This window comes from Paraburkholderia caribensis, assembly GCF_002902945.1.
GTDB classification, from domain to species: Bacteria; Pseudomonadota; Gammaproteobacteria; order Burkholderiales; family Burkholderiaceae; genus Paraburkholderia; species Paraburkholderia caribensis.
On record NZ_CP026101.1, the window covers coordinates 240,789 to 254,043 of the forward strand.

At 63.9% G+C, this 13,255-nt stretch carries 12 protein-coding genes; 4 read left to right on the top strand and 8 right to left on the bottom strand.

Going from position 1 to position 13,255, the window contains the following annotated elements:
* Window positions 1-161 precede the first annotated feature (161 nt).
* Window positions 162-779: a glutathione S-transferase family protein gene (locus C2L66_RS01020; RefSeq protein ID WP_054929535.1), complete on the top strand. Its 618-nt coding sequence runs from the start codon at window positions 162-164 to the stop codon at window positions 777-779.
* A gap of 24 nt (window positions 780-803) precedes the next feature.
* On the opposite strand, the gene C2L66_RS01025 is transcribed toward C2L66_RS01020, so the two are convergent.
* The 8 genes from C2L66_RS01025 to C2L66_RS01060 form a co-directional block, all read right to left on the bottom strand.
* Window positions 804-1,742, bottom strand: a complete 939-nt coding sequence (locus C2L66_RS01025) for an ion channel (protein ID WP_054929536.1) — start codon at window positions 1,740-1,742, stop codon at window positions 804-806.
* A 144-nt stretch (window positions 1,743-1,886) separates the two neighbouring features.
* Window positions 1,887-2,132, bottom strand: a complete 246-nt coding sequence (locus C2L66_RS01030; RefSeq protein ID WP_035987658.1) for a hypothetical protein — start codon at window positions 2,130-2,132, stop codon at window positions 1,887-1,889.
* Window positions 2,133-2,221: 89 nt separating this feature from the next.
* Window positions 2,222-2,443, bottom strand: coding sequence for a hypothetical protein (locus tag C2L66_RS01035; RefSeq protein ID WP_007577857.1), 222 nt, complete (start codon window positions 2,441-2,443; stop codon window positions 2,222-2,224).
* A gap of 176 nt (window positions 2,444-2,619) precedes the next feature.
* Entirely contained in the window at window positions 2,620-3,546 is a 927-nt protein-coding gene (locus C2L66_RS01040; RefSeq protein ID WP_054929537.1) for a carbohydrate kinase family protein, read from the bottom strand.
* Window positions 3,547-3,564: 18 nt separating this feature from the next.
* Window positions 3,565-4,839, bottom strand: a complete 1,275-nt coding sequence (locus tag C2L66_RS01045) for an AGE family epimerase/isomerase (protein WP_060599355.1) — start codon at window positions 4,837-4,839, stop codon at window positions 3,565-3,567.
* Window positions 4,836-5,822 carry a LacI family DNA-binding transcriptional regulator gene (locus tag C2L66_RS01050; RefSeq protein ID WP_035987656.1) on the bottom strand — a complete coding sequence of 329 codons (987 nt, stop codon included), beginning with the start codon at window positions 5,820-5,822 and terminating at the stop codon, window positions 4,836-4,838. The genes C2L66_RS01045 and C2L66_RS01050 overlap by 4 nt, the downstream gene beginning before the upstream one ends.
* Window positions 5,823-6,178: 356 nt before the next feature.
* Window positions 6,179-8,017 (bottom strand): EAL domain-containing protein, encoded by a 1,839-nt coding sequence (locus C2L66_RS01055; protein ID WP_060599354.1) that lies wholly within the window; start codon window positions 8,015-8,017, stop codon window positions 6,179-6,181.
* 271 nt (window positions 8,018-8,288) lie between these two features.
* Complete coding sequence (locus C2L66_RS01060) at window positions 8,289-9,311, bottom strand: bile acid:sodium symporter family protein (RefSeq protein WP_054929540.1); 1,023 nt, start codon at window positions 9,309-9,311, stop codon at window positions 8,289-8,291.
* A 534-nt stretch (window positions 9,312-9,845) separates the two neighbouring features.
* On the opposite strand from C2L66_RS01060, the gene C2L66_RS01065 reads away from it, so the two are divergent.
* From C2L66_RS01065 to C2L66_RS01075, 3 genes are all read left to right on the top strand, one after another.
* Window positions 9,846-10,451, top strand: a complete 606-nt coding sequence (locus tag C2L66_RS01065; protein ID WP_060599353.1) for a hypothetical protein — start codon at window positions 9,846-9,848, stop codon at window positions 10,449-10,451.
* Window positions 10,452-10,986: 535 nt separating this feature from the next.
* Window positions 10,987-12,066, top strand: a complete 1,080-nt coding sequence (locus C2L66_RS01070; protein WP_035986998.1) for a porin — start codon at window positions 10,987-10,989, stop codon at window positions 12,064-12,066.
* A gap of 192 nt (window positions 12,067-12,258) precedes the next feature.
* Window positions 12,259-13,197 carry a LysR family transcriptional regulator gene (locus C2L66_RS01075; RefSeq protein WP_060599352.1) on the top strand — a complete coding sequence of 313 codons (939 nt, stop codon included), beginning with the start codon at window positions 12,259-12,261 and terminating at the stop codon, window positions 13,195-13,197.
* Window positions 13,198-13,255: the final 58 nt, after the last annotated feature.

Sequence of the window (13,255 nt, forward strand, 5' to 3'; positions counted from 1 at the left end):
GATAGATCCACCGCCTTCGGATGCTGGGGCGTCGGAAGGGCGTTTGAGAGCGTTACCTCGAATGGCTATTGAGACATGCCTATGCCATTCAGACGAGGTTCGTGATGCCCGCCCTTGGGTTACGCTATGCCAACAGCTTTGCAACCCACAGGAGACGGGCGATGAAACTGTACTACTGGCCGAAAACGCGGGCTTTCCGCGCGCTGTGGATGCTCGAGGAAATCGGCGAGCCCTATGAGCTGGCGCGCGTGAACCTGCGCACGGGCGAGCAGGACACCTCCGATTTCCACCACGTCAATCCGATGTGCAAGCTTCCCGCGCTCGACGACGGCGGCGTACAGGTCGCGGAATCGGGCGCGGTGCTGCTGTATCTGGCGGACCGTTTTCCCGAAGCCCGTCTCGGCGCGCCCGTCGGCGATCGGTTGCGAGGCCGTTTCCTGCAGTGGCTTTTCTTCACCCCGGGCTGCCTCGAACCCGCAATGGCCGAAAAATTGACAGGTGCGTCGGGAAATTCATTCAGCTTCGGCTGGGGCAACCTGGAGCGCGTGAAGGCGGCCATCGACACGGCGCTCGATGAAGGCGACTGGCTGCTCGGCGAGCGCTTCTCCGCCGCCGACCTTCTGCTGGCGGGCACGCTGCAGATCGCGTTTGTCGCGAAGCTGCTCGAGCCCTCGGGCCGCATCGGCGAATACGTCGAGCGCGCGATCGCGCGGGAAGGTCACGCGCGGGCAATGGCAATCGAGCAACGTGAAATAGACACGTTGAAGGCGAAGCACTAGCCGCCGCGTGGAAAAACCACGCGCTCAGCCTGTCGGCGCCTGCTGCAGTTCGTGCGGCTGAAGGGGCTCGACGTCGTCGAAATGCGTGTAGTCGATATGGCTCACCCCGTTCACTTCGCGGATCAGATCGACGAAGCGGTACTGCCAGCGTATGTCGTCGCTGAGCCACGAATAGCGCGCTTGCATCGTCTGCGCAGTGTTTTCGTCCGAGCCTTCTATCGTCATCAGCAGCGACGCGTCCTGCCCGGCGAGGCTCTCCGGCGTCTGGCCAAAAAGCGGGCTGGCTTCGTCGATCACGTGCATCAGGTTCCAGCCGAGGTAGAACATCGGCTGCTGGTCGCGCACCAGCCGCAGGTCGTAAATCTTGCGCAGCACATAGCCTTCCGACGACCGCTCGACGCGCATCAGCCGTAACCGCGCACGAGCCTCGACGATCACGTTTTGCCGTGCGTTCGCGGTGCGCACCATCAGCGTGGTGCGTCCGTCGATGGGGCGCACCACCGCATATTGCGAGAACATGATCTTCGCGCGCGGCCGCGAAAAGCGCGCGAAGATCAGGCCCGTGGCCAGCGCAATACCCGACATGCCGACGAAAATCTCGAGTGTCGCGACGAGATGCCCGTAAAGCGTGCGCGGATGCATGTCGCCGTAGCCGACCGTGGCGAGCGTCTCGACGCTGAAGAAGAACGCGCCCGCAAAGCCCTTCGGATTCTGATTGGCGATGGCGTCACCGCCGAGTTCGTACAGCGACGCGAAGACCGAGTTCAGCACGAGGAACAGGAACGCGAGCGAGATGAAGAACACGGGCCAACTGATTGTCAGCGCGCGGTGATAGAGGTCCTGCCAGACGCGCAGCGGCAAGCCATGCGCGATGACAGTGTGCGAGCGCACGCGAATTTTCCGGTCGAGGATCCGGCCTTTGCGCGCGCGGTGAGGGTTGGATTCGGGCGGGGTCGCGCTCATTCTTTTTCTGTTCTGCTAACGGGTTTGTTGCGCAGCGTCGCGGCGCGGTCGTCATGCCGGTTGCCCGCTGCGGCATGTAGTGTAGCCCGTCCGCCCGGTTAGCGGCGGCAATGCGCGACTTCAGGCGACGCGACCTTGGTCCGCTCAGGGAAACGCGCGCGGCTTCGGCACGCCCGCGCCGTGCTCGATATCGGCAACGGCCTGCTGATGTGCCGTTTCGACAGCTTCGGCTTGCGTCGCGAAGCCCGTGTCGCCGCCTACCGTGGTCCAGCGCTGTACGGGATGATCGCGATGCCGGATTTCGTATTCCGCGTCCCAGCGCGCGCCCTGAAGTTCGAGTGGCCGCACGTGTATCGCGTACACGCCGTAGAGAAAGAGCGGTTCTGTCATGATCGCCTCCGCCTGTTCAACGAAGAAAACGTCGTCGGCGCGGCGCGCGGCGGACGCGCCACGTATCGTTCAATGCGAAAGCCCCGTGCCTAAAGTTCGATCTCGCCGAGGATTCTGTGGGCTAGCGCCTTCGCGTCTTCGAGCGCCTCGTCGGCTGTCGGCGACGTGGCTTCGACTTCGTAGAGCGTGTCTTCCGTCTCGTCGCCTTCGTCGCGCGACAGTGCAACGACGCCCTGGTATTGCCCGCCATCTACCGGGCGCACGCTCGCCGTCGCCGTGTAGAGGCCTTTGGTGTAGGTGACGTCCTCCATGATGCATCTCCTGCAAGGGGGAGATTCCATCCTAGCACGCGATGTCGACGCTCACATGTCGGCGCCCGAAGGCGCGCTCTTCCGGGCTCCCAGCATGTTTGCAGGCCGCCGCGCAGCGGACGGCGTCGCCCGGTCAGGCGCATGCGCCGGCAGCCTCCGCCGACGGCGCCGGCCGATCAATCCTGCAGCAGCGATACCACTTCATCGAGCGTCGGCGAATGCGCGCCTGAATGGCGGCAAGCCGCCGCGCCTGCCGCGAGCGAGAACGCCAGATGCTCTTCCCACTTGCGCTGCGGCGCCGTCATCAGACTGAACAGCAGCCCGCCGATCGACGCGTCGCCCGCGCCGACCGTATCGGCAACGGCCACGCGCGGCGGCGTTGCTTCGACGATCCGCTCGCCGTCGATCAGCGTAGCCGCCTCCGAGCCGCGCGTGACGAGCACGATCGCCGTCGGATTCATCGCGCGCAGCTGCGCGAGGGCGGCTGCTTCGTCGTCGGTCTTGAACAGCAGCCGCAGGTCTTCGTCCGATACCTTGATCAGATCGGCGAGCGACGCCATGTGGCGCAGCGTCGGCTCGTAGCCGTGCGCCATCAGGTTGCGGTAGTTCGGATCGAAGCTGATCTTCACGCCGCGCTCGCGCAGCGCGGCGGCGAGCTTCGCGAGCGTCGCGCCGAGCGGCTGGCGCACGAGGCTGATGCAGCCGAAATGCGCCCACTTCACCTGCGACATCCAGCCTTCGGGCAGCTTCGACGGATCGAAGGCGAGGTCCGCGCTGTTGTCGCCCATGAAGAAATACGCAGGCGGGTGAGTCTGATGCACGACGGCGAGCAGCGGCGCACGCTCGACACGCTGCATGAAGCGCATGTCGAGACCCGCGGCGACGCTGGCGTTCCACAGGTCGTCGGAGAAATTGTCGACGCCGAGCGATCCGGCGCAGGCCGTCGGCAGACCCAGCCGCGCAACCGCGCGCGCCACGTTCCAGCCCGCGCCGCCGGGAACCGACAGCCAGCTGGCAGGGCCCGTGCGCACGAGATCGGTGAGGATGTCGCCGGCGGAAACGAATTCGGGAAACTCAGCGTGAAATTCAGGGCTCGCGCTCATGTTGCTCACCGTACGAGGTTATTCGGACGCGCCGGAAGGCTGCGCTGCGGGCCGCAGTGCGTGCAGCAGCACTTCGTAGCATGCGCCCATGGTGTGATAGTCGGTCTTGCCGGCCGGGCTCTTTTCGTCGCTGTACTTGCGGTTGTCGCACGTCAGAATGCGGTACCACGCGCCATAGCGATGATCGACGAAATGCGCCCAGCTGTAGCGCCAGATCTCGTCGTACCAGTCCCAGAAGCGCTCGTTGCCCGTGCGCTGGCCGAGCAGCGCGGCTGTCGCGAAGGTCTCGGCCTGCACCCAGAAGTATTTGTCGTGGTCGCAGACGGTGTAGTCCGGGCCGAAGCCGTAGTACAGGCCGCCGTGATCGTTGTCCCACGCGTGCGTCATCGCCGCGTCGAACAGTTCGATTGCGCGCGGCAGCAGCCACGGCAGCGGACGGTGGCGCTCCAGGATCAGCAGCAGCTTCGCCCATTCTGTCTGGTGGCCGGGCTGGAAGCCCCACGGACGGAAGATGTTCGAGCTGTCTTCCTCGTTGTAGTGCCAGTCCACCGACCAGTCGGCGTGAAAGTGCTCCCACACCAGACCTTGCGACAGCTTGGCCTGGCGCAGCGTGATGTTGGTCGCGACGCGCTCGGCGCGGTCGAGGTACACGAGATGGCCCGTCGCCTCGTAAGCGGCGAGCAGCGCCTCGGTGGTGTGCATGTTCGCGTTCTGGCCGCGATACGAGCTCACGCTCCAGTCAGGCGTGGCTTCGTCGGCGTACAGGCCGGCTGCCGGGTCCCAGAAACGGTGCTCCATCAGCTCGAAGGTCGCGGCGATCATCGGCTTCGCTTCTTCAATGCCCGCCATCGCCGCATGTGCGTACGCGAGCAGCACGAATGCGAGGCCGTAGCAGTGGCGCGTGGCGTCGAGCGTGCGCTTGTGGCCGTCGCGCCAGTCGATCTCCCAATCGTAGCCCTGGTGATGCGGGTCCCAGTGGGCATCGCGCAGAAACTTCAGCCCATGCTGCGCATACTCCAGATGCTGCGGGTCGCCGAACTGCCGGTACGCCATCGCGTAGTTGAACACGTAGCGGCAACTGCTGACGAGGTGACGCGTCGCGCGGTTGTAGATCGTGCCGTCGTCGCGGAAGAAGTGGAAGAAGCCGCCGCTCGGATCGAGCACGTTCGGCGCGTAGAAGCGCAGCGTGTCCTCGATGTGAGACAGCAGGAAAGCGCCGTCGCGGAAGCTCGCGACAGGCGGCGCCTGGTGATTGGCGGTGTTGTTCGAAAGAGTCGTGTCGGGTTGTTTCATGGCGTGTTCACCGAAGTGCTGGCACGGACAACGAGTTGGACCGGAATGCGAATGTCGAGTGCTGACGGCGTGTCTTCGAGCAGCAGTTCGACGCCGCGCCGGCCGAGTGCTTCCTTGTCGACGGCGATCGTCGTGAGCGGCGGGCGCGCGTGCGCGGCGGCGGGAATGTCGTCGAAGCCGACGATCGCGATGTCTTCAGGCACCCGCAGGCCGCGCGCGAGACACACGCGCAGCGCCGCAAGCGCGGCGAGGTCGTTGTACGCGAAGACGGCGTCGGGGCGCGGGCCGGGGCGGTCGAGCAGTTGCTCCATCGCGAGCGCGGCGCCGGCGTCGGGGTCCAGCCCCGCGTCGATCGTCACTTCCAGCGACGGATCGAACAGCAGCCCCGCTTCGAAAAACGCGCGCCGGTAGCCGAGCGCGCGCTGCGCGATGCTGTAGTGCGCGAGCGAGCCGCCGATGAACGCGACGCGCGTGCGCTTCTGCGCAAACAGATGCTGCATCGCGAGCGCGGCGCCCGCCTGGTTATCGAGGTTCACCGAGCGCAGGTTCGGCGCCCACAGGTCGATCAGCACCAGCGGGCGCTTCATCGCCACGAGCGTCGTGAGCGTTTCCGGCTCGACGAACCCGGCGACGGCGATCGCGTCGGGCGCATGCAGGCGCATCTGCTGGACGACGTCCTCGGTCGGCCCCGCCGTCAGCACGGAAGGCACGATGCCGCGCTCGCGGCACGCGTCCTCGACACCGTGCAGCACGTGCGAGAAGAACGGGCTGACGGCGAAGTTGTTGTGATGACGATGTAGCAGAAACGTGAGCCGGCGAATGCGTGGACGCAGCTGCGCGGAATCGTAGCCGAGCCGGCGCGCCGTTTCGACGACGCGTTCGCGCGTCGTTTCCGACAAACCGGGCTGATTCTTCAGAGCGCGTGAGACGGTGCCGATCGACACGCTGGCCGCGCGGGCGACGTCGCGGATCGTTGTAGCCATCGAATAGAGCGGCCGCACGAGAGACGCGCGGCGGCGGAGTTCAAGTTCGGGTGATTGTATAGTAAAACCACTGAGCAAATCCCTCGCTCAATGGCTTTCGACACGCGTAGATACCCGTATACAGGCGGAGTGAAGGTGAATCGCTTGTTTAGTAAAATGCACTAAACGGCACGTTGGATTCATCAATCGATATTGACTGCCGCGCCGCCCGGCAATGCGATGAAATGGATAGCGAACGTGTGCAGTCCGAGCCGTGCTGCGAAGGTGATGGTTCGTCGTGACAGAGGAATGTCGTCGCGGCGTGCTGCGCGGCTGGAGAGCACGCCGGAGGTCGGGAAGCCGGGCCTAGAAGAAGCTCAGTCGATGGCCACCGCCGTGCGCCCTTGCAGCAACATCTGACTTTCTTCGAACCCGATCATCACGAGACCAGACGCTGCGCTCTTCGCGCGGCGTTTCGCGAGCGCCGCAACCGATGCAATGTCTTCGCTGCTGTATACGGCTTCGCGCGATTGCGGCTGCACCAGCACGCAGCCGATCGCCATCGTCACGAAGCCGAAGAACGTCGGATTGCCGCGCCGGTCCTCACCACGGATGCCGCCCGCCAGGCGGTCGCCCGGCGCGTAGAAGCGCTGCGCGCCTTCGTTGAACACATGGATGGCGCGCTCTGCGCGCTCGCGCCAGTCTTCGCTCTGGAACAGGATCAGAAAATCGTCGCCGCCGACATGGCCGAGGAAATCGCGCGTCGGATCGCAGACTTCCGCGAGCACGTGCGCGGCGAACTTCAGCACTTCGTCGCCTTGCCAGTAGCCATATTGGTCATTGAACGGCTTGAAGTGATTCAGGTCGACGTAGCAGGCGTAAAAGGCCGCTTCGTGGCTCAGCAGCCGCGTGATGTGCGAACTGATCGGAATGTTGCCCGGCAGGAAAGTCAGCGGATTCGCGTAACGCGCCGCCTCGATGCGCACTTCGGTCACCGCTCGCACGAGGCTTTCGCCCGTGCCGAGGCCGACGTACTTGCCGCCCTCGGTGATGACGAAGCCGTCCGCGAGGTAGCGCTGGTCGTCGCTGGCGAGCAGCTTGGCCATGTCATCGACCGTCATCGATTTTTCGATGACCACGGGCGATGCATTTGCAAACAGCAGGCACGGCCGCTTGCCGAACAGTTCACGGTGGTAGGGCAGCGCATAACGGTCCATGAACGCGCGCCGGTTGATCAGCGCGACCGGCTCGTTGTGCTCGACGACGGCGACGGCATGGAGGTTCGGCAGACGGTTGAAGAGTTCGAGCACGTCGTTGTTGGTCGCGTTGCGCGGCAGCGCGGGCGCATGCACGACCATCTTCGCCGATGCCATCCCGCCCGACGGCGACGCGCTCATCGCGCGCGTCGCCTCGGGGAACACGGCGATATGGCCGGCGCGCAATGCTTCGCGCGCGTCGTCGGAGACCTTGCGCGGCGGGTGCGCATGCGGCTTGCCGAAGAAATAGCCTTGGCCGCAGGCGATCCCCATGTCGCGCACGACGATCAGATCCGCCTCGTTTTCGATGCCCTCGGCCACCAGGCGCGCGCCGCTCGCGGCCGCGAAGTGCTGCATCGCCTTGACGGCTTCGAACTTGAGCGGGTCGCTGGCAATGTCGTGAATGAAGAACCGGTCGATCTTCACGACGTCCGGCTGCAGGCGCACCCACAGATTCATGCTGGCGTTGGCGGTGCCGTAGTCGTCGAGTGCGAACTGGGCGCCCGCCACCCGCAACATGGCGATGGCGGGCAGGAAACCGGCGACATCGGGAATCGCGCTCTGCTCGGTCAGTTCGATCACGATGCGTTCGGCATCGACGCCCATGTTCCGAAGCATGACGAAGGTGTCTTCGCGGTTGTCGGCGAGTTGACGGATCGCGCCGGCGCTGAAATTCAGAAACAGCTTGCCCTCGTACTTGAGCTTCGCGAATGCCTCGATGCAGGTGTGCGCGGCGGCGCGTTCCAGTTCGATCACGCTGCCTTCGGCGGCCGCCTGCGCGAACAGCGCGTACGGCGCTTCAAGCGCGGAGCCGGCCGGCCCGCGGATCAGCCCTTCGTAGCCGAGAATCTCGCCGTCGTCGAAATCGACGATCGGCTGGAACACGGCGGACAGGTCACGCTGCGCAATCAGATCGACGATGCGCGGCGCTGCGATGGTGGAGAGCGAGCGTTGAGGCATGACACATGGCCGGAGCATTGGACCGTCGGCTTATCGGCAGCAAGTCGCTGAAATTAAATGAATTTTTAATGACGCCCCGCACCGTTCTGGTGCCCGGCGGAAGCGTTTTCATTATTTGGGGCGGCGGGCGTGTGCGTTTGTCCTATGCCGTCGTGCCGAGGCGACGGCAGCGGCCGGGCAGGATGAAATAACGAAAAAGCCGCCCGTAGGCGGCTTTCACGACATGCACTCAGGGAGAGCGCTTATGAATCTCGACTCATTCGAAACAGGCCTAGCGGCGCGCAACAGCGGCCGTCGTGCTCTTTTGCGCGGCGCGCTTCTCAGCGCTGACGTCGCGTGCGCCCCAGCGTTGCGCGAGCGCGGCGCAGACCATCAGCTGAATCTGATGGAACAGCATCAGCGGCAGCACCACGGCGCCGACCGCATGGGTGGCGAAGATCACTTTCGCCATCGGCACACCGGCGGCGAGGCTCTTCTTCGAACCGCAGAAGATAATCGTGATCTGGTCGGCGCGGCTGAAGCCCAGACGCTTGCCGACGAACATCGTCACCGCCAGCGCGAGCGCCAGCAGTACCGCGCACACCACGAGCAGCCCGCCCAGCGCGACGAGCGGAATCTGATGCCACAGCCCTTCGTTGACGGCCTCGCTGAACGCGGCGTACACCACCAGCAGGATCGAGCCCTGATCGACGAACTTCAGCACGCCGCGATTACGGTCTATCCATCCGCCAATCATCGGCCGCAGCAACTGCCCGGCGACGAACGGCACCAGCAGTTGCAGCACGATGTTCCACACCGTATGCCACGGCGACGTGCCGCTCGCGGCCTGGCTCGTGACGATCACGCTGACGAGCGCGGGCGTGATGAAGATGCCGAGCAGGCTCGAGGCGGACGCGCTGCACACGGCGGCGGGCACATTGCCCTTCGCGATCGACGTGAACGCGATCGAAGATTGAACCGTCGACGGCAGCGTACAGAGGAAGAGGATGCCGGCGTAGAGCGCAGGCGTCACGAGGGGCGAAAGAAGCGGTTTGAGTACGAGCCCGAGTACAGGAAACAGCGCGAACGTGCTTAGCAGCACCACGAGGTGCAGCCGCCAGTGCGTGGCACCGGCAATGATCGCTTCGCGTGAGAGCTTGGCGCCGTGCAGGAAGAACAGCAGCCCGACCGCGAAATCCGTAACCCAGTTGAACGCCGTCGCCGCGTGGCCGTGCACGGGCAGCAGGCTGGCGAAAATCACCGTGCCGATCAGGCACAGCGTGAAATTGTCGGGCAGGAGTTTCGGACGTGCCATCTTTCAAATCTCGATGCAGGTGCAGCGATCGCCTTGATTGCCGCGGGCGGGCGCCAAAGGGCTATTGTCCGCGCAAAGTGATTGAAAAAGCAAATTCATTTGCCGAATCGATTAATTACCTTGGCGCATGAAACGCCCGTTGACGTACATGGTTGCGTTCGCATCGAGTCTGCTGCTCGGAGCGACCGTTGCGAGCCTCCGGAATCTGTCGAAACGACACCTCGAAAGGGGCATATTTCAGCCTCACTGTTCATACGAATTCAGGTGTTCGAACGACCGCGTTTCAGCGCTTTTTCGCCTTGCGCCGCAAGAGGTTTGTGGCGAAAAAACGTCGCAGTAACAATGCGTTACAAGAGTGCCGCAGACCTAACATATTTTGGCTCGACACCCTTGGAGGCCGCCAATAAATTACTGTTCGAAGGCCGATGGGGCATCGCGCGAGACAGCTTGTCATGGCAAGTCGCGCAGCTCCGGAACCAGCCAAGCCGTAGCTCGAACGGCGGGCTCTCAGGCGGGTCGTCGGGCAGGTGAAACATGGTGCTTGTAGGGCTGTCCAGGATCAAATGGTGGGTGACGGGCGCGCTGATCGTCGCGCTGACTTCGCTCGCCTATGCGAAGCCGTCATTTGTCGGTCATGGAGGACACGGGTTCTTCGGCGGCGCGTCGAGTTTTCAAGGGGCGTCGTTCGGTGGCCCTGTCCATGGAAACGCTGCGCCGCGCGCCAACATCTCGCGCGGCATGGCGACGCCGCACTACAGCGGCCGATATGCGCGAAGCGAAGCGCCGCGCTCCCGCGGCAACGCGTCGGACCGGAACAGTGTGAACAACACATTCGCTGGGCGTGTGGGTGGCAGCAATGCGTCCGGTTACACCGCGCAACGCTTGACGCTTCCCGCCGACGTCTACCGCAACCGCCCCGCCGCGCAATACGGCGGCACCCAGTATGCCGGTGCGATCACGCCCATCAGCACCGAGTCGCGTAACGCGCCGCGACCGCCTGCGAATGCGCAATCGGCGCACGTCGGATCGATCCGTGACGACGTCACGCGCTACAACGAAGAGCGCGGCGCATCGCGTCCGATCCCGCGCCCGCCAGGGGACTCGTCGCGCATCCCGTCCCCGTCGCCTTACCGTAACTGATCACATCTCAGTCTCCTGCCGGACGTTACATAGTTCGGTCCATTCTGTTGTTCCCCGCCTTTCTCTGAGACCGGATCGGTCTCGTCTCAAGTTCAGCTACTCAAACTTCTCGGCGTCCGCACGTCCGACAAAATACCCCGTTTGATCTGACGTAAGCACGCCACACATTTTTGAAAACGCTCGTCAGCCTACGGCGTTTGTCATCAAATCGCCTCTTCGTTGTGGCGGCGCATCAATCATCGTCGATGCGCTTCGCATTACCCGCTGTGCTGTAGAATCCGCGCGCTTCGAAGGGCGGGCGGGTGATTGCGGCACTGCGGAAACAAGGTGCGTCGGCAACCAGTATCAGGCCGAAAGTCCACCAAACTATTCAGTCCCATATACCCGCAATAACCACAGATATTTTTGTCCATAAAAATGGTCCGCAAAGATTTGTCCCAGCCCAGATTGGCTCGACGATCAAACGGATAAACAAACACGGATCGGCGAGCGCCCCGCTGCACAGCCACACCTTTTGACAAAGACAGGAGAACCCATGAATACCACCATCAGCCGTGCGCTGAGAACAACCCTGAAGGCGAGCGTCATCGGCGCCATGCTGGCCGTCGCATCGACGTCGTCGTTCGCGCAGTCGAGCGTGCAGCTTTATGGTCAGGTCGACGAATGGGTCGGCGTCACGAAGTTCCCGGGCAGCCAGAGCGCATGGAACGTGTCGGGTGGCGGTATGTCGACGTCGTACTGGGGCATCAAGGGCGCCGAAGATCTGGGCAACGGCTACAAGGCGATCTTCACACTGGAGGACTTCTTCCGCGCGCAGAACGGCAAGTACGGCCGCTTCGATGGCGACACGTTCTTCGGGCGTAACGCGTACGTCGGCATCGAGTCGCCGTACGGCACGTTGACGGCGGGCCGTCTGACCACGCAACTGTTCGTGTCGACGATTCTGTTCAATCCGTTCATCGACTCGTATGTGTTCTCGCCGATGGTTTATCACGTGTTCCTCGGCCTGGGCACGTTCCCGACCTACACGACGGACATGGGCGTGGTTGGCGATTCCGGCTGGAACAACGCGGTTCAGTATTCGTCGCCGGACTTCAACGGCCTGTCGGGCAGCGCGATGTATGCATTGGGCAATTCGGCCGATCACAACGGCTCGAAAAAATACAGCGCGCAGTTCCTGTATTTCCACGGTCCGTTCGCGGCGACGGGCGTGTTCCAGTACGTGAACTTCAACAACTCGCCCACCGACCTCGGCTCGCTGGTTTCCGGCCTGAAGAGCCAGTCGGTTGGCCAGCTGGGCGTGTCGTACGACCTGAAGTTCGCGAAGTTCTACGGTCAATACATGTACACGAAGAACGATCAGGACGTCGGCAGCTGGCACGTGAATACGGCCCAGGGCGGCGTGTCGGTGCCGCTCGGCACGGGCACGGTGATGGCGTCGTACGCGTACTCGCGCGATTCTGGCGGCCTGGACCAGATGCACCAGTCGGCGGCGATCGGTTACGACTACCCGCTGTCCAAGCGGACCGACGTCTACGCGGCCTATCTCTACGACAAGTACACGAGCCTGGCGTCGGGGTATACGGCCGGCGTCGGTATTCGCGCGAAGTTCTGATCGCGACAGCTACACGACAGCGGCGCGACGGCGTGCGCGGCGCGCCGTCGTGCAGTTCTCCGCGAAGCCCTGCCTTCCTCACGGAAGGCGGGGCTTTTTCTTTCCGATGCTCGCTCGTACCGCGCATTGTCGACCGCTCCTTGATAAAGTCCCGGAAACCAGCCTGATTCATTCCTATTCCGAGCGATCGCCATGGATACCCTCGTCAGCATGAAAGTGTTTCGCCACGTGGTCGAGGTCGGCAGCTTCGTCGGCGCGGCGGAGAAGATGGACATGTCGGCGGCGATGGCGAGCAAGCATGTGATGCATCTGGAGCAGCAACTCGGCGCGCGGCTCCTGAACCGGACCACGCGCCGCGTCGCGCCCACGGAAGCGGGCCGCGAGTACTACGAGCGTCTGAGCCAGGTCTTGAGCGAACTCGACGAAGCCGAGCAGGCGGTCGGCGCGGCGAGCATCGTGCCGCAAGGGCGCTTGCGCGTGTCGACGTTGTCCGCGTTCGGCTTGCGGCACGTGATGAGCGCCGTCGCCGACTATGCGACGCAGTATCCGCAAGTCACCGTCGATATCACGCTGTCGGACCGCGTCGTCGAACTGATCGACGAGGGCTACGATGTCGCGATTCGCGCGTCGCCGTCGGGGCTGAAGTCGTCGTCGCTGATCGCGCGCCAGGTGGCGACCGCGCATCTCGTGCTGTGCGCGTCGCCGGACTATATCGAGCGGCACGGCGCGCCCAAAACTACCGCCGATCTCGCGCGCCACAACTTCATCCAGTACGCGGGCGTGTCGGCGCTCGAACTGGTCGCGGGCGCGAATGCCGAAAGCGCGCGCGTCAAGCTGTCGGGCAATCTGGTCGTCAACCATCTGGAGGCGCAGCGCGTCGTCGTGCTGCAGGGCGCGGCGCTCGCGCTGCTCGGCACGGAAGTGATCGGCGACGATCTCGCTGCTGGCCGCCTCGTGCCGCTGCTCGTCGATGCACTGCCGCCGCGCGAGCTACCCATCCATGTCGTCTACGCGAGCCGACGGCATCTGTCGGCAAAGGTGCGCTCATTCGTCGATTTCATCGCGGAGCGTTTTTCGAGCGAGACGCTGTGGCCCACGCTCGAGCAGATCAGGGCGCTCGCCGCGCGGTGAGATTCGCGGCGCGGCGCACGTCGGTTCGCTCCCACTGAACGCCGCACGGACGATCGGG

Excerpts from the sequence above, each read along its gene's own strand:
- C2L66_RS01020 (WP_054929535.1), top strand. The coding sequence starts at position 162 with ATGAAACTGTACTACTGGCCGAAAACGCGGGCTTTCCGCGCGCTGTGG.
- C2L66_RS01025 (WP_054929536.1), bottom strand. The coding sequence starts at position 1,742 with ATGAGCGCGACCCCGCCCGAATCCAACCCTCACCGCGCGCGCAAAGGC.
- C2L66_RS01030 (WP_035987658.1), bottom strand. The coding sequence starts at position 2,132 with ATGACAGAACCGCTCTTTCTCTACGGCGTGTACGCGATACACGTGCGG.
- C2L66_RS01035 (WP_007577857.1), bottom strand. The coding sequence starts at position 2,443 with ATGGAGGACGTCACCTACACCAAAGGCCTCTACACGGCGACGGCGAGC.
- C2L66_RS01040 (WP_054929537.1), bottom strand. The coding sequence starts at position 3,546 with ATGAGCGCGAGCCCTGAATTTCACGCTGAGTTTCCCGAATTCGTTTCC.
- C2L66_RS01045 (WP_060599355.1), bottom strand. The coding sequence starts at position 4,839 with ATGAAACAACCCGACACGACTCTTTCGAACAACACCGCCAATCACCAG.
- C2L66_RS01050 (WP_035987656.1), bottom strand. The coding sequence starts at position 5,822 with ATGGCTACAACGATCCGCGACGTCGCCCGCGCGGCCAGCGTGTCGATC.
- C2L66_RS01055 (WP_060599354.1), bottom strand. The coding sequence starts at position 8,017 with ATGCCTCAACGCTCGCTCTCCACCATCGCAGCGCCGCGCATCGTCGAT.
- C2L66_RS01060 (WP_054929540.1), bottom strand. The coding sequence starts at position 9,311 with ATGGCACGTCCGAAACTCCTGCCCGACAATTTCACGCTGTGCCTGATC.
- C2L66_RS01065 (WP_060599353.1), top strand. The coding sequence starts at position 9,846 with ATGGTGCTTGTAGGGCTGTCCAGGATCAAATGGTGGGTGACGGGCGCG.
- C2L66_RS01070 (WP_035986998.1), top strand. The coding sequence starts at position 10,987 with ATGAATACCACCATCAGCCGTGCGCTGAGAACAACCCTGAAGGCGAGC.
- C2L66_RS01075 (WP_060599352.1), top strand. The coding sequence starts at position 12,259 with ATGGATACCCTCGTCAGCATGAAAGTGTTTCGCCACGTGGTCGAGGTC.